17 protein-coding genes are annotated in these 21,397 nt (G+C 48.4%); 11 read left to right on the forward strand and 6 right to left on the reverse strand.

The features are described 5' to 3' along the window. Window positions 1–143 precede the first annotated feature (143 nt). Entirely contained in the window at window positions 144–2,411 is a 2,268-nt protein-coding gene (locus tag ACH6EH_RS05585) for a glycoside hydrolase family 3 N-terminal domain-containing protein (RefSeq protein WP_397331468.1), read from the forward strand. Between the two features lie 100 nt (window positions 2,412–2,511). Continuing rightward, on the forward strand, window positions 2,512–3,900 hold the full coding sequence (locus ACH6EH_RS05590) for a sulfatase family protein (protein ID WP_138226485.1): 1,389 nt from the start codon (window positions 2,512–2,514) through the stop codon (window positions 3,898–3,900). Between the two features lie 129 nt (window positions 3,901–4,029). Here the strand turns inward: ACH6EH_RS05590 and yhbH are convergent, their stop codons facing one another. Then, window positions 4,030–5,181, reverse strand: a complete 1,152-nt coding sequence (gene yhbH / locus ACH6EH_RS05595) for a sporulation protein YhbH (RefSeq protein WP_397331469.1) — start codon at window positions 5,179–5,181, stop codon at window positions 4,030–4,032. 278 nt (window positions 5,182–5,459) lie between these two features. Here yhbH and galA point away from each other — a divergent pair, with 278 nt between their 5' ends. The 5 genes from galA to dgoD are packed head-to-tail and all read left to right on the forward strand — an operon-like array spanning window position 5,460 to window position 12,006. Then, entirely contained in the window at window positions 5,460–7,943 is a 2,484-nt protein-coding gene (gene galA / locus ACH6EH_RS05600) for a beta-galactosidase GalA (RefSeq protein WP_397331470.1), read from the forward strand. A 48-nt stretch (window positions 7,944–7,991) separates the two neighbouring features. Then, window positions 7,992–8,852 (forward strand): amidohydrolase family protein, encoded by an 861-nt coding sequence (locus tag ACH6EH_RS05605; protein WP_397331471.1) that lies wholly within the window; start codon window positions 7,992–7,994, stop codon window positions 8,850–8,852. Window positions 8,853–8,855: 3 nt separating this feature from the next. Continuing rightward, on the forward strand, window positions 8,856–9,812 hold the full coding sequence (locus ACH6EH_RS05610) for an aldo/keto reductase (protein WP_397331472.1): 957 nt from the start codon (window positions 8,856–8,858) through the stop codon (window positions 9,810–9,812). Window positions 9,813–9,814: 2 nt separating this feature from the next. Continuing rightward, the gene (locus ACH6EH_RS05615; RefSeq protein ID WP_397331473.1) at window positions 9,815–10,849 is read left to right on the forward strand and encodes a zinc-binding alcohol dehydrogenase family protein; all 1,035 of its coding nucleotides are present in this window, start codon (window positions 9,815–9,817) and stop codon (window positions 10,847–10,849) included. Beyond that, entirely contained in the window at window positions 10,846–12,006 is a 1,161-nt protein-coding gene (gene dgoD, locus ACH6EH_RS05620) for a galactonate dehydratase (RefSeq protein WP_397331474.1), read from the forward strand. Before ACH6EH_RS05615 ends, dgoD begins: the two co-directional genes overlap by 4 nt. Before the next feature lie 102 nt (window positions 12,007–12,108). Here the strand turns inward: dgoD and ACH6EH_RS05625 are convergent, their stop codons facing one another. From ACH6EH_RS05625 to ACH6EH_RS05640, 4 genes are all read right to left on the reverse strand, one after another. Then, the gene (locus tag ACH6EH_RS05625; RefSeq protein WP_397331475.1) at window positions 12,109–12,936 is read right to left on the reverse strand and encodes an AraC family transcriptional regulator; all 828 of its coding nucleotides are present in this window, start codon (window positions 12,934–12,936) and stop codon (window positions 12,109–12,111) included. Window positions 12,937–13,018: 82 nt separating this feature from the next. Beyond that, complete coding sequence (locus ACH6EH_RS05630) at window positions 13,019–14,515, reverse strand: sulfatase family protein (protein ID WP_397331476.1); 1,497 nt, start codon at window positions 14,513–14,515, stop codon at window positions 13,019–13,021. 153 nt (window positions 14,516–14,668) lie between these two features. Then, window positions 14,669–15,544 (reverse strand): helix-turn-helix transcriptional regulator, encoded by an 876-nt coding sequence (locus ACH6EH_RS05635; protein WP_397331477.1) that lies wholly within the window; start codon window positions 15,542–15,544, stop codon window positions 14,669–14,671. A gap of 1 nt (window position 15,545) precedes the next feature. Next, window positions 15,546–16,445: a helix-turn-helix domain-containing protein gene (locus ACH6EH_RS05640; protein WP_397331478.1), complete on the reverse strand. Its 900-nt coding sequence runs from the start codon at window positions 16,443–16,445 to the stop codon at window positions 15,546–15,548. 130 nt (window positions 16,446–16,575) lie between these two features. On the opposite strand from ACH6EH_RS05640, the gene ACH6EH_RS05645 reads away from it, so the two are divergent. Then, the gene (locus ACH6EH_RS05645) at window positions 16,576–17,352 is read left to right on the forward strand and encodes a phytanoyl-CoA dioxygenase family protein (protein ID WP_397331479.1); all 777 of its coding nucleotides are present in this window, start codon (window positions 16,576–16,578) and stop codon (window positions 17,350–17,352) included. Between the two features lie 25 nt (window positions 17,353–17,377). On the opposite strand, the gene ACH6EH_RS05650 is transcribed toward ACH6EH_RS05645, so the two are convergent. After that, complete coding sequence (locus tag ACH6EH_RS05650) at window positions 17,378–18,235, reverse strand: helix-turn-helix domain-containing protein (protein WP_397331480.1); 858 nt, start codon at window positions 18,233–18,235, stop codon at window positions 17,378–17,380. 153 nt (window positions 18,236–18,388) lie between these two features. Between ACH6EH_RS05650 and ACH6EH_RS05655 the strand changes: the two genes are divergently transcribed. The 3 genes from ACH6EH_RS05655 (at window position 18,389) to ACH6EH_RS05665 (ending at window position 21,385) form a co-directional block, all read left to right on the forward strand. Continuing rightward, a complete protein-coding gene (locus tag ACH6EH_RS05655; RefSeq protein WP_397331481.1) occupies window positions 18,389–19,306 on the forward strand; it encodes an NHL repeat-containing protein in 918 nt (305 codons plus the stop codon). A gap of 164 nt (window positions 19,307–19,470) precedes the next feature. Beyond that, window positions 19,471–20,427: an ABC transporter permease gene (locus ACH6EH_RS05660; protein ID WP_397331482.1), complete on the forward strand. Its 957-nt coding sequence runs from the start codon at window positions 19,471–19,473 to the stop codon at window positions 20,425–20,427. Between the two features lie 61 nt (window positions 20,428–20,488). Then, window positions 20,489–21,385 (forward strand): carbohydrate ABC transporter permease, encoded by an 897-nt coding sequence (locus ACH6EH_RS05665; RefSeq protein WP_138226470.1) that lies wholly within the window; start codon window positions 20,489–20,491, stop codon window positions 21,383–21,385. Window positions 21,386–21,397: the final 12 nt, after the last annotated feature.

Genomic DNA, 21,397 nt, shown 5'->3' on the forward strand with positions numbered 1-21,397 from the left:
TATTAAAGAGTTCATGCATATGACAACATAATTATAATAATATTTCTATAATTATCACAGAATATCAAATGAAAAGTTCGCATATATAAGCTAAATTTTAAACAGATATCCAAATAAGATTTATATTATGGGAGGATAAACACTTGGAAGCGTATAAAAATCAAGCATTATCTGTTGAGGAGCGGGTTCAGGATTTGTTGTCTAGAATGACCCTGAAAGAAAAAGTGGCACAAACGCTTTCTCTTGGAAAGCTGCCAGATTTATTTGAAGAAAATCTGATGAATTATAATGACGAGGTAGAACTGCAATTTGAAGACGATATTTTCAAACATGGAGCGGGTGCTATTCAAATGGCATTCAAAACAGATTCTATCGAAACAAGAATTAAAAAGTTAAACGCAATGCAAAACTATTTTTTAAATAAAACTCGTTTAGGAATTCCAGTGATGGCTCAAGAAGAATGTCTCCATGGGCATTTGGCCAAGGGTGCTACATGTTTTCCTGTACCGATTGCGTTGGCTAGCACATGGGATCAAGAGCTTGTAGAACGAGTGTTTACGGCGATTGGTAAAGAAACTAGTGCAAGAGGAGGACATGAAGCTCATACACCTGTACTTGATCTTGCGAGAGATCCACGCTGGGGAAGAACAGAAGAGACGTACGGAGAGGATACGTATTTAGTAACTCGCATGGGCGTAGCAGCTGTAAAAGGACTGCAGGAACATGTGATTGCAGCACCTAAACATTTTGCTGGATACGCTCAATCCGATGGGGGGCGGAATTTTGCGCCTAGTAACATCCCCCCTAGGGTGTTGAAGGATCAAATCCTACCTCCATTTAAAGCCGTGGTTGAAGAGGCTGGCGCCTTAGGCATGATGCCATCTCATAATGAAATTGATGGAGTACCCTGCCACAGCAGTAAGTATTTATTAACCGAGCTGTTGAGGGAAGAATGGGGATTTGAGGGCATTGTTGTCTCAGATTATTCTGATAGTTCCAGACTTGATGTATTATTTCATGTTGTAAATAATCAAAAAGAGGCTGCAATAAAGGCCTTGAAGGCGGGATTAGATATGGACCTGCCGAGCGGATACTGTTATATCCACCTCATTGAAGCCGTAACAGAACAACCCGAATTAGAAGCGGTGTTGGATATTGCTGTGGCTAGAATTTTGCGGCTGAAATTTCATTTAGGTTTATTTGAACGTCCTTATGTGGACCCCGAGCATGCCAAACAGATTATTAATTGTCCTGACCATGTAAAAATTGCAAAGGAAGCAGCAGACAAGGCGATTACATTGCTTAAAAATGAAGGCAATTTATTGCCTTTAAACACTCAAAATATTCAGACATTAGCAGTTATAGGGCCGAACGCTGATCCGATCTGTACAGGCACGTATAGCACAATTCCGAATAAGGGAATCAGTATACTGGAAAGTATCAAGCAAAAATATGAAGGTGAAATCGATATAAGATTTGCTCAAGGCTGCAAAATCACTTTTGAAACCGATATCAGCGGAGAATCTGAGCTTGATAAGCGAGTACATAACCCTAAATTATGTACAATGGCGGAAAATAAAGAATTAATCGAGGAAGCGGTTCGAATTGCCAAGGAATCTGATATAGCCGTTTTATGTGTAGGAGGGAATACTTTAACGAGTAGAGAGGCTATTTTTATTGGAGACGATCGCGGAGACCGGACTGATTTGAATCTGGCTGGAGACCAAAACGAACTGGTAAGAAGGATTGTCGAGACAGGTACGCCTATAGTCGTCATTCTGACAAATGGCACACCGTTGTCCATTAATTACATTGCTGAGCATGTACCTGCTATCCTGGAAGGATGGTATCTCGGGGAAGAAACGGGCAACGCAATTGCTGATGTTTTATTTGGCAAGGTGAATCCTAGTGGGAAGTTGCCGATTACGTTTCCGCGTTCGGTTGGACAACTACCTGTTTATTATTCTCAAAAGCCTACAGGTTTATTTAAAAAATATCTGTTTGATCAAAAAGATGGTCCGCTATTTGCATTTGGAACGGGCTTGAGTTACACCACGTTTCAGTATGATAACTTGACAATTTCAGAAAAAAATATTTCTATATCAAGTTCTACCTCTGTGACTGTAGATGTGACAAATATTGGTGAGTTATCGGGAGACGAAATTGTTCAATTATATGTATCGGATGTCGTTAGTTCCGTGACTAGACCCATAAAAGAATTGAAAGGGTTCAAACGAGTTACTCTTCATCCTGGAGAAACTAAATCGGTTTCATTTACGGTTGAGCCTTCCATGCTTAGTTTTACAAACGAAGATTTTGAAACGGTAGTAGAACCAGGAGAATTCAAAATTATGGTGGGTTCAAGCTCGGTAGAATACCAATCTGTGGTTTTGCAGGTGGTAGAGAGCTAAGTATACGCAAAGTGCTTTTGTGGGAAAAAGTCAAGAATGGTCACCAGAAAAAAATAAACATGGGCCGTAGCGATGGTTAAGCACAAATAAAGGAGAGTTAATGATGAAGCAACCCAATGTAATTGTATTTTTCACCGACCAACAACGCTTTGATACGACGGGCGTGCATGGAAACCCTCTAGGGCTAACTCCGAATTTTGATCGGATTGCAAGAGCAGGTACACATTTATATAACATGTTTACTTGTCAGCCGGTGTGTGGTCCTGCGAGGTCTTGTCTCCAAACGGGTCAGTATGCTACCACTACAGGATGCTATCGGAACGGTATACCATTGCCGCTTGAATCCAGAACTATGGCTCATTACTTCAAGGATGCTGGCTACAATACAAGCTACATTGGCAAATGGCATCTGGGGAGCGAGGATCCGGTGCCGGTTCATGAACGCGGAGGCTATGAGGAGTGGCTGGGAGCAAATTTGCTGGAATTTGTGTCTGACGCCTATGATGCTGTTTTGTTTAATAACGACAATAATCGTGTCAAGTTTCCAGGCTACCGGGTAGATGCCCAGACCGATGCGGCCGTTCGTTATATCCAGAAGCAGCAAGAGATGGAGAATCCTTTTTTTCTGTTTCTCTCATACCTAGAGCCTCACCATCAGAATTACTCGGATAATTATCCCGCTCCCGACGGTATGGAGGAGATGTACGCGTCGCGCTGGACGCCGCCAGATCTTGCTGCGCTCGGAGGCACTGCACATCAGCATTTGGGTGGTTACTATGGGATGGTAAAACGTTTGGATGAAGCCCTAGGGCGCTTGCTTGATGCACTTAAAAGCCTGAATATGCTGGAAAACACCATCATTTTATTTACATCAGATCATGGTAACCACTTCAAAACACGGAATGGGGAATACAAGAGATCCTGCCACGAAAGCTCCATACGAGTGCCAACTGCTATTTATGGCCCTGGCTTTATGGGGGGAGGCCAAATACGTGATCTCGTCAGTCTGGTCGACCTGCCGCCAACACTGCTAGATGCGGTGGGTATTAAAGTGCCCTCAGATATGCAAGGGATGTCTATAGTTCCTCTTGTGTATCGAAGAATTGCAGATTGGCCGAAAGAGGTGCTTGTGCAGATCAGCGAGTCTATGATCGGAAGAGCTATACGAACGGATCGATGGAAGTATTGTGTCGTTGATCCTAATACGAATGGAAGTGAAAGAGCTGGTTCGGATTGTTATGAGGAAGCTTTCCTATACGATTTGCAGGCAGATCCTTACGAACTAAACAATCTGATTGGCCTGGAAACCTTCAATTCAGTAACAGCTGAGTTGAGAGCACGTCTTCAAGCTCGTATGGTAGAGATTGGAGAAACGTTACCGAAGATTGTACCTGCGCAATCCAGAGCTCCTGGACAGAGAAGCGTAACCATAACTGAAATGAAGCACCATGACTGGCCTAAGCACGGCGCAGCTACAGATAAAATTTAACGTCTTAATGACCTTAAATGATACTTGTAAGAGAGTAAATAAAAAAATTGAAGATAAGGAGCTATGCGATCTGTTCTCGCTTAGCTCCTTACTGCTTGAATGCACAACGTTTGCCAGGCTCTCCATTCTTTATGTCGCCGAACTCTCTCGCTTATGGAAGAACGTCTTCAGCGCCTTATAAACCTCATCTTTTTCTTTAATAATTGAAAAAATAAATTTTTTGTCCTGAATGTGCTTATAGGCGGACATCAACGTACTGCTGCGGTTATATTGATTGACCTCGCCATAGCCAAACATATTGCTCACCTTCAGCAGCTCGCTAATCAGCTTGACGCAGCGCTCGTTGTCAGAGGTGAGATTGTCTCCATCTGAGAAGTGAAAGGGGTATATATTGTACTTGGACGGCGGGTAATTCCGCTGAATTAAATCCAGTGCTTTGATATAAGCAGAAGAGCAGATCGTTCCGCCGCTTTCACCGCGGGTAAAGAACTCCTCCTCCGTCACAACCTTAGCCTCTGTATGATGCGCGATAAATACGAGCTCTACATGCTCATATTGCCGCCGCAGAAAGCGGGTCATCCAGAAGAAGAAGCTTCGTGCGCAGTATTTCTCAAACGTTCCCATGGAGCCGGAGGTGTCCATCATTGCGATAATGACCGCATTGGATTCCGGGATGACGATATCCTCCCAGGTCTTGTAGCGAAGATCGTCCGGACTGATATGATGAATACCGGGGCGGCCGCTGGAGGCGTTGCGCCGTAAATTTTCCAGAATGGTACGCTTTTTGTCGATGTTGGACATGATCCCTTTTTTACGGATGTCATTAAAAATGATGGATGGCGCTTCGATCTGCTCCTTGTCTTTCGGCTGCAGATGGGGCAGCTCCAGCTCCTCGAACAGCATGTTCTCCAGCTCCTCGAGATCGACCTCGGTTTCTACGACGTCCTGGCCGGGCTTGTCACCAGCCTTCTCTCCCTGTCCCGGCTGCTGCTGCGCAGGATCCCTTCCCAGCACATCGCCGGTTTGGCTGCTGCCATCTCCTTGACCCACATGCTTTTGCTTCTGATGATTATAAATAAAACGATATTCATCCAGGCTTCGAATCGGCACTTTAATGATCTGCTTGCCGTCAGACATAATAATATTTTCCTCGGTAATCAGATCCGGCAGGTTCTGCTTGATGACTTCCTTGATCTTGCGCTGATGGCGAACCTGGTCCTGATAACCTTTACGGTGAAGAGACCAGTCTTCTCTGGATACGATAAAAGAGCCCTCCGTCATATGTCCACCTCCTGCTTGAGCTAGACCCCAAAAAACGTGTCTTGTAGGTAGTGTATGCGTCCCGAAAAAGAGGTATGAATAAGCGGCTGCCTCATATCCCAGCAGCTGAAATAGTCGAGATCTGAACATTATAAGTCGATCAGAACGCTTTTAGGTGCCCGGGGAAAAAGCTATGATAATACAGAAGTAAGCATCAACAACTTATGAATGCGCTACCATTTCAGGAGATGAGACTAAAGGAGAAGGGAGAGCTTGGCTTGTTCAGACAGCAGTTAAGTATGAATAAAGGTTGGAAGTTCTATGATGGTGAGCTGGCAGATTTCAGCTATGATGCTATACACCGGGAGCATTATGCACAGCCGCAATGGATTAAATCGGGAAACCACGGGGTTTCTAAATGGGGATACGACGACTCCGACTGGCAGGAGGTTCAAATTCCGCATGATTTCGTATCGAGCCGGGGACAATTCGCTGAACATTCACCGGCTTCGCTGGGCTCGCTCGTTAAGGGAAGAGGATGGTATCGGAAAGCGTTTCAGCTCACGAAAGAGGATGACGGTCTGTGCCTAAGCCTCGAGTTTGATGGGGTGTACCGGAACTGCTCGGTGTGGTTGAACGGACATTTTATCGGCAGACATCTTAGTGGGTATGCCAGCTTTTCCTTCGATATTACGGATGTTGCATGCTATGAAGGGCCCAATGTGGTGGCGGTATATGTAGATGCCTCTGAGAACGAGGGCTGGTGGTATGAAGGCGGAGGGATTTATCGGGACGTGAGGTTAGTGAAAACAGCTTCCCTGCATATCCCGCAATGGGGCACCTTTGTCCAAACGGAGCTCCATTCTGATTACAGCAGTGCTCTGATTACCATTCAGACCGAAATCCAATATAGTGATGAAGATGCGGTGTCTTTGGAGCTGTGCTCTGCCATTTATGATCCCAATCAACAGCAAGTGGGAGCAGTGAGCAGCTCTGCGGTTATAGAGGGAGAAGGCCTCATTACACTCACCCAGTCCATCACGTTGGAGAATCCTTTATTATGGTCGATAACTACGCCGCAGCTGTACACTTTACATAGCCGTCTCAGCACAGGTGGCCAGGTCGTGGATATTTATAAAACGATATTCGGAATCCGGGAGGTCAGGTTCGATAATGATCAAGGCTTCTTATTAAATGGCGATGCTGTGAAGCTTAAGGGGGTATGCTGTCACGAGGATCATGCCGGTGTAGGGGTAGCCGTGCCGAAAGCGGTGAATGAATATCGAATGCTGCGGCTAAAAGAAATGGGCTGTAACGCTTATCGGAGCTCTCACAATCCGCCGAATCCGGCTATTGTCGAGGCTTGTGATCGCTTGGGCATCGTAATGATTGATGAAATCAGACATACCGATACCTCAGAAGAGGCCCTGAATCAGATGAGTCGTTTAATACGGAGAGATCGGAATCATCCGTCTATCATTCTATGGTCGCTAGGTAACGAGGAGATGAATATTCAGGGCAGGCCTAGAGGTGTCCGCATCCTGAACAGGCTGCAGCGACTGGCCCATAAGCTCGATCCGACGCGAAAATGCACGTACGGGATGAATGCTCAATGGCTGACAATGACTGATTTTCATGAGCTGAATGGCTTTCATATTGATGTGCACGGATTCAATTACATGATGCTTCGCAATAAACATGCGTATAAGGATTTCCGGGCGAAATACCCGGGCCAAGGCTTGCTGGGCACCGAGAACGCCTCTACCCTATCGACCCGGGGCTTGTATACGGAAGAGCAGAGCTCGGTTCCACTACACGTCGCTGAGCATGCCTTGCCTAGGATTATCTGGTCGAATCCGGATCGGGAAGGAATCGTTAGTGCCTACGGAGAAACCTATCCGGTGTGGGGAGCCCGCCCAGAAGAGGCGTGGCAGGCTGCAGCGGAAGAAGACTATGTAGCCGGCCTGTTTGTCTGGACGGGATTTGATTATCGGGGCGAGACCTTTCCTTATGAATGGCCGAGCGTCGTGTCCCGCTTTGGCATAATGGATTTATGCGGATTTGCCAAAGACATCTATTACTATTATCAAGCACGGTGGACAGATCAGCCTGTGCTGCATCTATTTCCGCACTGGACATGGCAGGGCAGAGAAGGCGACATCATCGACGTCTGGAGTTACTCTAACCTAGAAGACGTTGAACTGTTTCTGAACGGACGCAGTCTGGGCAAGCAACCAGTACCGGTCTATGGACCTGTGAAGTGGCAAGTTCCGTATGAAGCCGGACGTCTGACAGCCTGTGGCTGGCAGCAGGGAAAGCTGGTGAAGGAAACCGTTATGAGGACAGCTTCAGAGCCTCTCCGACTTGACTTGTCCACATCCCGTGCTGAGCTGTCTGCCAATGATGAGGATGTATGTATCGTACAGGTTGCGGTGAAAGACCAGGCTGGGGTGTTCGTTCCTGATGCTGACCAGGAAGTGAGCTTTACTTTGGAGGGGCCGGGAATCATACTGGGCACGGGCAATGGGAATCCGCTGAGCCATGAACAGGATAAAGCACCGCAGCGCCGGTTGTATCATGGCCTATGCCAAGTACTGGTACAGGTCAAAGGAGCGGCGGGGATAATCAAGCTGAAAGCCCAGTCTCCGGGGCTGGAGGCTGCGCAGCTAGTCATTCAGGTTCATCAAGCTGATCCATTGCTGCCTTTCGTAGCCGTCATCGACAAAGAGCAGGCAACACGGAATAGTTCGATGCAGCGGGATGCTGCAGACGGAGGGCTGTAAGGAATAACCTCTGCTAATCTCAGTGAATAAAGGAGTGTTCTTCAAAAAATGAGAATTGATGCTCATCAGCATTATTGGTGCATTACCCGCGGAGATTACGGCTGGATTACGTCAGCGATTCCAGAGCTATACCGCGATTTCGTGCCATCTGATCTAATCCCCTCTCTAGACCGCCATCACATCGATGGGAGTATCGTGATTCAGGCGGCGCCTACCGTGGAAGAGACCGAGTACCTGCTGGCCTTGGCCAGGGAAGAGGAGACTATTCTTGGAGTAGTGGGATGGCTGGACATTGGGGCTGAAAATTGGAGCAAGCATTATCATCAATATCGGCAGCATTATAAATTTAAAGGACTGCGGATTGCACTGCAGGAAATGGAGCATCCGGAGGATGTCTTGGAAGGCCAGTCACTTCGTACATTGCAGATGCTTGCAGAAGATCGATTGCCGCTCGATCTGTTATTACTGCCGCATCAGTTGCACGTCGCGATCAAGCTGATCCAGGCTGTGCCAGGTCTGCACGCCGTCATTGACCACCTGGCCAAGCCAAACATTGCAGCCGGCAGTTGGGAGCCGTGGCGCAGTGAGATCAGCCACATCTCCCAATATCCCAACCTCTATTGCAAATTATCCGGGATGGTGACAGAGGCACAGCATCAGACATGGACTGTGGATGAATTCGAGCCTTACATCACACATGTTCTTCAATGCTTCGGTCCGGATCGTGTCATGTTCGGCAGTGATTGGCCGGTCTGCCTGCGCTCTGCCAGCTACGATGAGGTCGTGAATGTGCTTCAGCACGGAATCCCGCCCCATTGGGGGGATGAAGAGCGGAGCAAGCTGTTTGGCAGGAACGCCGCTTTATTTTATCGGTTAGAGACAACCCATTCTAGAGAAGGAGGCAGGTAGGCTATGAAATATCGCCAGCTGGGAGGGACCGGACTAGACGTTTCGATCCTGAGCTATGGAGCTTCCTCACTCGGCTCTGTATTTCGGGATACGGAGGAGAAGGAGAGCATTCAAACGGTTCATGAAGCTATAAACTGCGGGATCAATTTGATCGATGTCTCTCCTTATTATGGACACACCAAGGCAGAGACGGTGCTCGGGAAAGCACTCCGGACTGTGCCCCGTGACCAGTACATTTTATCCACGAAAGCCGGACGGTACGGGGAAGATGTCTTTGACTTCAGCCGTGACCGAATCCATTCTAGCCTAGAGGAGAGCCTGAAGCGGTTGCATACAGATTATATGGATATTTTATTGCTTCATGATGTGGAATTTGAATCCTCAAGGGTCATTCTGGAGGAAGCGGTTCCTGCCTTGAAAGAACTGAAGAAGCAGGGGAAAATACGACTTTACGGCATTTGCGGTCTGCCGCTGCCAATGTTTGAGGAGCTGCTTCCGCAGATGGATGCGGATGTTATCATTTCGTATTGCCATTATTCCTTGAATGATACGACGCTGCTTTCCTTGCTTCCGCTGCTGGAGAGCCGTCAGGTTGGACTAATCAACGCCTCTCCTCTGTCGATGGGATTGCTGGGAACCCGGGGTGCTCCGGATTGGCATCCGGCAAGCAACGAGGTGAAAGAGGCTTGCCGGAGGGCGGCAGAATATTGTAAGACGCAGGGAACGGACATTGCGAAGCTGGCCCTCCAGTTCTCCACCTCAAATGAGGACATCCCGACGACGCTTGTCAGTACAGCGAATCCCGGCAATATCCGGCGTAATGCTGCCTGGACGGAAGAGAAGCTGGATCCACAGCTGCTGCAAGAGGTGCTGGAGCGATTAAAGCCGATCACCAATCAGACCTGGCTCAGCGGAAGACCGGAATACAATAAGCATTTGCAAAGGAAGCAGGGGGATTGAGTATGAAGGGAATTGTCTGTTTAAGTCCGGAGCGATTGGAGCTGCGGGAAATGGAAGAGCCGGAGCTGCAAGAAGGACGGGCGATTGTTTCGATACGTAGAATTGGTGTCTGCGGCACGGATTTACATGCCTATCGGGGCCGGCAGCCGTATTTTTCATATCCGCGAATTCTAGGCCATGAGCTGGCAGGTGTCCTAGAGTCTGTACCTGCCGGTGTCACGGAGTGGAAAGCCGGGGACCAGGTGAGCGTTATTCCTTATTTGCATTGTGGAGATTGCGGAGCCTGCAGGAGTGGCAAGACGAATTGCTGCTCCCACATGCAGGTGCTCGGCGTTCATGCGGATGGAGGGATGACAGAGCGCATTTCAGTTCCAATGGAGCACTTGATTAGCGCCGATACACTGTCACTGGATGAAGCTGCATTGCTGGAGCCGCTTAGCATTGGTGCCCATGCAGTGAGAAGATCGGGAATCATGCCTGGACAGCGGGCGCTGGTTATCGGTGCAGGTCCGATCGGATTAGGGGTAATGGCATTTGCCCGGCTTGCAGGTGCCGAGGTCATTGCCATGGACGTGCAGCCGGATCGGCTAAAGTTTTGTAAATCCTGGGCCGATGTGGAGCATACCGTGTTGGCGGGAGAAGACGTTCTAACGAAACTAACTTGTATACTGGATCAGAATTTACCTGATGTGGTGTTCGATGCTACAGGCAATGCTCAATCCATGATGTCCGCTTTTGACTATACAGCTCATGGCGGAACCCTTGTGTATGTCGGGCTGGTGAAAGGAGAGATCACCTTCCAGGATCCGGAGTTTCATAGACGGGAATTGACCTTGATGGGCAGCCGTAATGCGACCCGGGAGGATTTCGAGCGGGTGATACAGGCGATTCAATCGAAAGAGCTGGATGTGAGCCGGCTCATCACACACCGAACCCGGTTTGAGCATATAACAACTGAATTTGAACAATGGCTGCAGCCCGGGGTTATTAAAGCGATGATTGAACGAAATGAATCGGGGGGTGGAAAAGTAAAGTGAAGATTACAAGCTTAACGCTTTTTCATGTTCGGCCACGTTGGTTGTTCCTAAAAATTGAAACCGATGAGGGCATTAGTGGCTGGGGCGAGCCTATTGTTGAAGGAAGAGCAAGAACCGTTGAAGCAGCCGTAAAGGAGATGGAGTCTTATCTGATTGGGGCAGATCCGTTCAAGATTGAGCATCATTGGCAGGTGCTGCATAAAGGGAATTTCTATCGTGGAGGCGCGGTATTAACCAGCGCATTGAGCGGGATCGAACAAGCACTTTGGGATATCAAGGGGAAATATTACAATATGCCTGTGTATGAGATGCTCGGCGGCTCCGTTCGCGATAAGGTTCGGATGTATAGTCACTGTCACGGCTATGGAAATGATCAGGGCTTAGGCCAGGAATCTGTGGAAAAAGCGGTCTCGACCGCCCTCAGTAAAAAACAATCGGGCTTCAATGCGCTCAAGCTGTCCATCGAATGTCCTTCACGCCATGTGGATACCTTGGCCTTCGTGGAACGGCAAATTGCAAAGCTGGCAGCCATCCGTGAAGCGGTAGGCAGCGAAATGGATATTGCCATTGATTTTCACGGAAGAATCAGTCCTGCCATGTCTATACGCCTGGCGCAAGCCATGGAGCCGTATTATCCGATGTTCATTGAAGAGCCATGTTTACCGGAAAACGTCGATGCACTGGTGCGGGTAGCGAACTCTACCTCCATTCCGATTGCAGCAGGGGAACGCCTGTTCACCAGATGGGGCTTCAGAGAGCCTTTGGAGAAGCAGGCGATCGCCATCGTACAGCCGGATCTTTGTCATGCGGGCGGTATTTTTGAAAGCAAGAAAATAGCCGCAATGGCAGAAACCTATTATGCATCCATTGCCCCTCATAATCCGCTGGGTCCAATCTCGCTGGCATCCTGTTTACAGCTTGCAGCCTGTACGCCGAACTTCCTCATTCAAGAGCATCCTTCCATGGACTCCAAATGGGATTTGGGAGAGGGCTATCTGAGACATCCGTTCCAGATTGAGAACGGCTACATTGCCGTGCCGAAAGGACCGGGACTGGGGATAGAAATAAATGAAGAGATTCTTCGAGAACGTTCCTTTGACGGCTCTTGGCGAACACCGCATGTTTTTCATGAGGACGGAAGCTTTGCAGAGTGGTAGACACCGTCCTGCTTTGGTAAATCTCCCTTTCGGACCGGAAAAGCTAGACAGATCAACATATACAGAAACAGCTGAAGCCACCCTGACGAGCCCGGGGTGGCTTCAGCTGTTTCGATATTCCGTAGGCGATAGTCCGGTATGCTTCTTAAACACTTGAGTGAAGTAATCCGGAGATTCGAACCCGGCCTGATCGGCAATAGATTTAATGGAGATCTTGGGAGAGCCCAGCAAAGCCTTAGCCCTATTCACTCGCTGCAGGTTTACATATTGGATGGGTGAGAAGCCGAACTGTGCTTTGAACAAACGCACCAGATAATGGGGATGTACATTGACTACGCGGGCCAGCTCCCCCAAGGTAATCCGCTCCCTGAGATGACGGTCGATGTATTGCAGTAACATGCTCATATCATTGGTCGTTTCAGGCATCTGAATACAGAGCTGAGAAGGCTCAACCGATTGAAAATAGAAGTACAGCAGCTCCAGTAATGAGGCCTGAGCTGCAAGCGGTGACCAAGGATCATCCGTCGCCTCGTACGCTTCAATTAATCGTTGAAACAGTCCTTCCAGCTGTAGGGACTGCGAATCTGCTACAGTAAGGATTTGGGGGAAGCTCAGCAGTGACGAAAGCGGCTGGGAGGCCACGTTCGCCGTGAAGTGGCACCAATACTTCGAATAAGGCTCCTCACCCAGCAACGAGTAGGAATGCTGACACCCCTCTGGAACGAAAACTAGATCTCCACGCTTGGGGTAATAGGAATGCCCATCCACCGTGATCTCGCCCGTACCATCTCGAATATAGTAGAGCTTGTTAAGCGTTAGCCGGGATACGGGAGCCCCCCAGGTAAGGGGCGTGGTAGCATATCTGGCGATAATCAAAGTGATTCGCAACTGAGTTAGATACGAGCTGGGTAAACGTGGTTGGTTCTGCACAAAGCTCCCCGCTTTCTGTGATTTTATTATGGTGTAAAGGAAACTACAGCAGCGGAGGTTAGCTCTTCTTGAAGGCTGCAGTTCAAGTCACGGAGTCAACGTCAAGCATCTCAAGCAGCTCTGGGTACTGAAGGTCATCATCGTGATACAACGCCTTCAGCTGACCTAGCTTCTCCTTCAGGCTCTGGATCACATCTGCATACCGGGTATCCTCATACAGATTGCATAGCTCATAAGGGTCTGCCACCATATCATACAGCTCCCAGCCAGTGGGAGTTGGTGTCTGCAGAGCCCCGGAAGCATCAAGCGGCAGCCCGTAATAATAGATCAGCTTATACTCCTTGGTTCGAATCCCGTAATGTGCCGGATTGTCATGCTTGTGCGCCAGGTGCATCCAATAGCGGAAATATATACTGGATCGCACTTCAGTTTCGGTTTCTCCCCGGATTACATCTCGTTGCGATACTCCCTGCATCACTTCCGGCACCGGGATTCCGGCATAGTCAAGAAGGGTAGGCGCCATATCTAGATTAGCCATCAGGTCGGTACAGACCCGGCCAGCGGGGATTTCTTGCGGGTATCGGATCAGCAGCGGTGCGCGCAGAGACTCTTCATAGCTCCAGCGTTTATCCTGGTAATCATGCTCGCCGAGAAACATGCCTTGGTCAGAAGTATACAGAATGATCGTCTGCTCCAGCTCACCGGCGGCTTCGAGCTGGGCGAGAATACGACCGACGGAATCATCAATCCCCGCAACAGTGCGCAAATAATCCTTCAAATATTTCTGATAAGCTGCAAATCCTTTTTCCTCAAACGTTAAATGCTCCGTTCCGCGTAAGGGTCCGGTCACATAATCCTCTTCACAGAAATCAGCATATAAGCTCCTTGCAGCGTTTCTCGGAGTCACAGAGCTGCCGTAATTTCGGGAAGCCGAACTGCGATGGCACTTGTCCTCGAACAAGCTTTCCGGAACCGGAACCTGAATACCATCCAGCAGGTGCTCATGCCGGGCTGCGTACTCCCAGAAGTCGTGAGGGGCTTTATGATGGCACATCAAAAAGAACGGCTTTTCTGAATCGCGCTGCGCTCTTTTCTGCAGCCAGTCAACGGTCATGTCTGTGATGATGTCAGTAACATAACCGGTGTGCTGCCTGCTCTGTCCGTCGGTGCTGATAAACTCCGGATTCTGGTAGGTGCCCTGCCCGCCCTGGCCGGTTAAAACACTGTATTCATAAAAGCCGGAGGGCTCACAGTGAAGATGCCATTTTCCGAAAATAGCGGTTTCATATCCATGCTGCATAAACAGCTCCGCCATATTAGGACCCTTCGCCGGGTTCCAGGCGTCAGAGAGGGTACGTACACCGTTGATATGGCCATATTGTCCGGTCATAATGGTAGCTCTAGCCGGGGTACAGATTGCATTCGTGCTGTAGTAGTGGTCCATGCGGACGCCCTCCCGCGCAATGCGGTCCAGATTCGGTGTCTCAAAGACGGAGCTGAGTCTGGAGCCATAACAGCTAATGGCATTACTGGCATGGTCGTCTGACATGATATAAACAATATTTGGCCGTCGCGTCAACGAAAATCCCTCCTACAAAGTTACATGATCTCTTCATTGTAAGGAGAAACCACAGCTTAAAACATATAAAAAATTAACTTCTTCCTGTAAAAAATTCACTCTTGTTACAGATTTAAAAGATTTGGTTTTTAAGTCAGCCTACTATTAGGCCCCTTACAGATGCTTATGCTGGACTGCAGCCCTATATTTGCCCGGGGTCAGCCCGACCTTTTGCCGGAACATTCGGATGAAATAAGTGCTGCGGTGAAACCCGACATCGAGGGCAATCTCTTCCACGCTGGCCATCGTTTCCGCCAGCAGCATCTTTGCGCGTTCAATGCGAATATGCTGCAAATATTGCAGTGGCGTCAGGCTCAGATGCTTCTTCATGCATCGGGTTAAATAATCAAAGTTATAATGAAACCTCGCCTCTAGTTTCTCAGAGTGAAAAGGCTCCTGCATATGCGCCTCCAGGTAACCGGCAAGCTCGGTGCACAGCTTCATCGAGCGGGACAACGGCCGCTGACGGTGCATGCCATTTTGTAATTCCAGCAGAACCTGGGCGGCCAGGCTGTGCAGCTCCAGGGCATTCTGCTTAAAGATCCGGTTCTGAATACTCATCATCTGCTCCAGCAGCGGGATGAGGGCCGAGAGCTTGACTGCCGAGAATTTGGGCAAGTACATGTTATGGCTCCGAGGATTGGGATCAAAGTCGGAGAGCGCAAGAAATTCCTCCATCCACTGAAATCCATCACTGTCCCGTTCCTTTCCAGGCAGGGAATGGCTGAAGTGCATGAAATACGTCTCCGTTTCCTCCTCGCAGGGCTGATGCCCCCAGTGAATGCGGCCGGGCTCAAGCAGCAGCATGCAGCCGGGCAGAATCTCGTAAGGCTGATCGTCCTCAGTAATATACAATGTGCCCTGGGTCACGATGATCAGATCATAAATATTCCAGTTGCGCTTGAAATGAGCCCGTCCTTTTTTCCACCAGGAGTGCCCGACAGTCACAAATTGCGGCAGCGGCGGAATCTGCAGCTCGATCATTTTCATATTACGTGACACCTCCTGAGGAATGGGCGCCGTTCCGGCGATAAAGTCCAGGAGGTAAGCCTTTGACCTCTTTAAACAAGCGAGTGAAGTGATGAATCGAGCTGAATCCGGTAATCTCTGCGACTTCCTGGACGGTTAGTAAAGAGGTCTTCAGTAAATGAGATGCGATACGAATTCTCTCCTCTCGGATGTATTGGGAGGGGGACCTATTCAGTTCGCTTGTGAACAAACGAATCAAATGCCGCTGTGATATATGCAAGTAAGCAGCGAGCTCCTTCGAGCGGATGCTCAGGGATATATTGTCCCGTATGTATAGCTTCGCCTGATGCAACAAAAGGGAAGTTTCTTGCACAGCTGCAGAGACCGGAAGCTGCCTCCCCTGGTGATAAGGTGCGGCGCAGTGCTCCAGGAGGGCTGCCAGCAGCGAGTATGACAGTGACGGAAGAATCTCCTCTGGCAGTGAGGTTTGAGGGGTGGCCATGGATGAGAGCAAGGACCACAATTTCCCCATCGCGATCTCGCGGGCATCTTTAAAGTAAACGTTGTCTGGGCTCATCAAGTATAGAATCAGCTGAGCAACATGCTCGGAGGCAGCAGGAGCTTCAAGCTCAAAGGCAACATAAATGAGCCCGATTCCGTGTTCTGAGCCCCCCTGGATTCTATGCCACATTCCGGGACGGGACAGAAACATAGAGCCTTCAGTCAGTGCAAAGCAGGTACCGTCATCATGATAGGTGCCTGAGCCGCTCGTGACGTAGCACAGTTCAAAATAGGCATGTTTATGTACAGGGTGGTCATCATGCAGCATGCTTCCCCAGTAATGGATGTTAAAGGAAACGGAGTTTCCGGTCAGTTGCTGCGAGTATGAGTTCAAATATCTTGAAAATTCCGGATCAACCATAGAATCAGACCTCCTTCTGCTGAAAAAAAGCAAGAATACGTCATCTGGGTTCAAAGATTTTCGCTAGTACCCATACTATACTGATCTTGTATTTGGAGTTCCACCATAAATTTCAGAAGGAGTGAGAAGCATGAACGTCACCGAATCCATCAAAGCCCAGTATGAACAGGAGGGCTACGTCAGACTGCAAAAGGTTCTGGATGATGAATTGATTCAAGAAGCGAAAGGCCATGTGGATTGGCTGATGAAAAAAAACCCCGGACTTCGGCCGGAGCAGCTGCATACGGACTTGATGAGAAATGACCCCTTCTGGATCCGTTTGGTGAGTGATGATCGATTGCTAAATATTGCAGAACAGTTTATCGGGCCGGATATTGCGCTCTTTGCTTCACATTATATTTGTAAGCCGCCATTTGACGGGAAGGCCGTGCTCTGGCATCAGGATGGAGCATTCTGGCCGCTAGAGCCAATGAATGTCGTTACGCTTTGGTTAGCGATCGACGATTCGACACCTGAGAATGGGTGCTTAAGAGTAATCCCGGGCACGCATAAGCAGGATTTGAAGCAAATGAACAAACGGGATGATATTGCGAATGTGTTGGAATATGAGGTTGATCCGGCGTTTGTGGATGAATCCCAAGCTAAAGATATCGTTCTTCAAGCTGGAGGCGTATCCATCCACCATCCCAACATCATTCACGGGTCAGAGCCCAACCATTCGCCTCACCGCCGGTGTGGATTGACGATTCGGTATATTCCTGCCACTACCCGCATTACGGCAGAGCCTTGGCCAAGCGCTTTTCTATTAAGAGGAGAAGCGACTGCAGGCATTAACGAGTATTCATCCAAACCGAAATTCATACCTGGAGAGCACATGCCTTTTCAGGGATCGGAGAAGTGGATGTAATCTCGAGAGCATCAAGGATTACAGGCTAAGACTTACTTAACCGCCATTCTCTTGGCGTCACGCCTTTGTACTTTTTGAAGGCTGTTGCAAAATGCTGGCTGGTTTCGTAGCCGAGCTCCATGGCAATAGAGGTGACCGGTGTATCGGTATTCTCTAATCTTCGGCAAGCATGCTCCATTTTGGTTCGAATCACGAAGCTGGCTGGGGACTGCCCGTGAACAGAGCGAAACAATCGATAAAAATGAGATTCACTAACACCCACAGCGCGCGCTAACTGTGCATTGGTCCACCGCAGCCCCGGCTCTTTGTCAATATGATCAATCAGCGCGTGAATCGCCTGGACCATATCTTCAGATATAGAGGAGCTGACGGGCGGGTTCAACAGCAATAACAAAATATCTATCATATAATGCCGAGTCATTAAGGCGCCCATGGAAGTGGGAGACTCCAGAATTTTTCTAAGCTTACGGAATGTATTCCGGACTTGGGGATCCGGTTCAATCGTTCGGGGTAATACAGCGAGCTGCTGAGAGATATGCGATATATCCTCGGGAGCTAATCCCAGCCAAGGGACATGAGGCTCCGGGTTACTGAAGATCATCCACCAAATGGTGCAGGGCTCTATGAAATTCATCATTCCTCGATGAAGCTCATTGGGACGTGTATGGAATAGCTGGCCGGCGTGAGTCGTATAGGCTTCTCCATTCACTTCCCAAGCCGCCTTGCCGCTTTCGACGTAAACGATTTCATAGCAATTGCCATGCTGATGGTCTCCCAAGCCATTTGCTTCCTGAAAGCGGTCGTATCCAAGCAGCAGAAGCTCAGGTACACCTGGATGGGTGTGAGCATTTTCATAAGTCCATCTTACGTTTTTTTTAGACATTCAATGAGCCCTCCTTTGTTCACATTTCCATGCTTGGCAGTCCTGCTTTTTCTTGTTTCTGATCCTATTTGATAAGATTTCAGAAGTCAATGGCTGTCTCTGTATGTTTACATGAACAGGTAGGCGAAATTAGATACAGAGGTGAATCAGAGTATGCGGATCGGAACAGAAACCAGAGAATATGAAGTCATATCTTCATGGGCTTGCCTGCCGGAGGGAATGTCTTTCGGCTATACGCATGGCATTGAAGTGGATTCAAATCAGAGGATTTATGTTTTCCATACCGGCAGCCCCTCCGTTGCGGTCTTCCACGAAAACGGAGAGTATATGACCTCTTGGGGAGAAGAATTTCAGGGCGGAGCACATGGCTTTTACTTGCACCGCGATGAAGAAGGAGAGCATTTCTACATTACGGATACCGAGCGGAATCTGGTAGCCAAGACAACGCTTGAAGGAACAGTGCTGCTGCGGATCGGGACCCCTGACTTGCCGGAAATCTATGACGAGCAGCGGACGTTTATTCCGACAGACGTTGCCGTAGGACCAAACGGAGATATCTATATTGCTGACGGCTATGGACAAAGCTATGTTCATCACTATGACAAGGATGGAAAATACATACGATCTTGGGGAGGAACGGGATCTGAGATGGGTCAGCTTACATGCCCTCACGGTATTTCGGTAAATCTTCGCGGCGAAGAGCCAGAGCTATATGTAGCCGATCGCGGCAACAATCGGATTCAGGTGTTTACCATGGATGGGGAACCTAAGCGCTTGATTACGGCGGAGATGAAGATGCCTTGCGGCTTTTATTTCTTTGGAGATGAGATCATCTTTCCAGACCTGTTGAGCCGCATCACGATATTGGACCGCAACGATGAGCTGATTGCTCACCTTGGTGATGATCCGGAAGCAAGCAAACAGGAGGGATGGCCGAATTTGCCCAAATCCTACTATCGTCCAGACCGATTCAGCTCACCTCATGGGGTATGCGTCGACCGGGAAGGAAATCTATATGTTGCAGAATGGATTGAAGATGGAAGAGTGACAAAGCTGGTAAGAAAGTCATAAGCAGAAGCTACGTAAGCGGCAAGTGAACGGAACGAAAGACTCAGGGCAGAGTCTGCGGTTCCGGCTTGCTGTGGTGGTGCAGCGATTAGGCTCTATATTAGAAAATGTAAGCGTTTTATAAAGATTAATGTAAGCGTTTTAAAGAGAGGAAGGAGGAAGAGGGTTTGAAAAAAGATGGATCATGGACGTCAAACCTGCCAACGCCTAACAACAGCTTCTCAGGTGTCAAAAAGAAACTGAAAAAAAATATTGGGCTCTACTGTATTATATTTCCCGCAGTCCTCTACTTTTTAATTTGGGCGTACTGGCCCATGTATGGTGTAATTATCGCCTTCAAGGATTTTTTACCCGGCATTGGGATCCTGGATAGTCCATGGGTGGGCTTTGCTCATTTCGAACGCTTCTTTAACTCGTTTTACTTTGAACGACTCCTGCGCAACACCGTTGCCATCAGTTTGTACACCATTATCATCGGTATTCCGCTGCCGATCATTCTGGCACTAATGTTCAACGAGATCCGAAGTAAAAGGCTCAGAACCTTTACCCAGACCATTTCATATGCGCCTCATTTTATTTCCGTAGTGGTTGTAGTGGGTATGATCCTGTTTTTTCTCTCCCCTTCGAACGGGTTGATAAATTATTTAATTGAAATGTTCGGCGGTGAGAAAAAGAATTTCTTGGCAGACCCTGCGAGCTTCTGGCACATCTTTGTCTGGTCCGGCGTTTGGCAGAGCATTGGGTGGTCCTCTCTGATTTACACGGCAGCTATGGCTGGCATCTCGCCCGAACAATATGAAGCCGCTTACATTGATGGAGCAGGCAAGCTGCAACGTATTTGGCATGTGACCTTACCGGGAATCATTCCGACGATTATTATCCTCTCCATCCTGAGCGTGGGCGGCATCATGAGCGTTGGGCATGAAAAAATATTGCTCCTTCAAAATGGATTAAATCAAGAGACTTCTGAAGTGATATCCACCTATGTTTATAAATCCGGGATTTTAAATGCACAATACAGCTTCTCGGCTGCCATCGGGCTGTTCAACAACGTGATTAACTTTTCCATCCTGCTGGTCGTCAACTCCATTGCCAGAAAGGTGAGTGAAACAAGCCTTTGGTAAGCGGCACGACTCTACACCTCATGGAAAGGTCTGAATCATACGAAGGACGGGAGGAAGAGGGATGATTACGAACATTAAAAGAACAACGACAGAAAAGATAATAGATGCAGCAAACGTCACGCTCGTGCTCATGTTTACGGCCATCATTTTATATCCGCTAATTTTCGTGCTGTTCGCCTCTATGAGCGATCCGCGGCAATTGTTCCAAGCACAGCTGCTGCTGTATCCCAAGGGCTTCAACATTGAAAGCTATTTGAAAGTGTTTGAGAACAAGGATATATGGAACGCCTATGGGAACACCCTGCTATATACCTTTCTAGGCACTTTTATCAATATTGTAATGACGACGCTAGGTGCCTATCCATTATCCCGAAAATCCTTTTACGGAAAAGGCTTTTTTACCTTTATCTTCACCTTTACGATGTTTTTTAGCGGCGGATTGATCCCTAGTTACCTGGTTAACAAGCAGCTGGGCATTGTCAATACCATCTGGGTGCTTGTTCTGCCGGGAGCCATCAGCGTATTTAATTTGATCATTATGAGAACGTATTTTCAGATGAGAATTCCGCCGGAGCTGGAGGACAGCGCCCATGTCGATGGCTGCAACGATTTCCGTTTGCTGTATAAAATCGTGTTACCCCTGTCTACACCAATTATCGCGGTCATGGTTTTGTTCTACGGGGTAGGGCACTGGAACTCCTATTTCGAAGCCATGATCTATCTATCCGATCGCGACTTGTTCCCGCTGCAGCTTATCTTAAGAGAAATTCTGATTCAGAACGAGATGAATGAAATGCTTGCCGTTGTTGTGGATGAGCAGTATGCCCAGCGATTGATGGCCAAGGAAGGGTTGAAATACGCGGTAGTCGTGGTCTCTACTTTTCCACTGCTCATCATTTATCCGCTTCTTTCAAAGTTTTTCGAAAAAGGAATCTTGGTAGGAGCGATCAAGGGGTGATCTTGCTAAAAG

The sequence above is a fragment of the Paenibacillus sp. JSM ZJ436 genome (assembly GCF_044383795.1).
GTDB lineage: Bacteria > Bacillota > Bacilli > Paenibacillales > Paenibacillaceae > Paenibacillus_AQ > Paenibacillus_AQ algicola.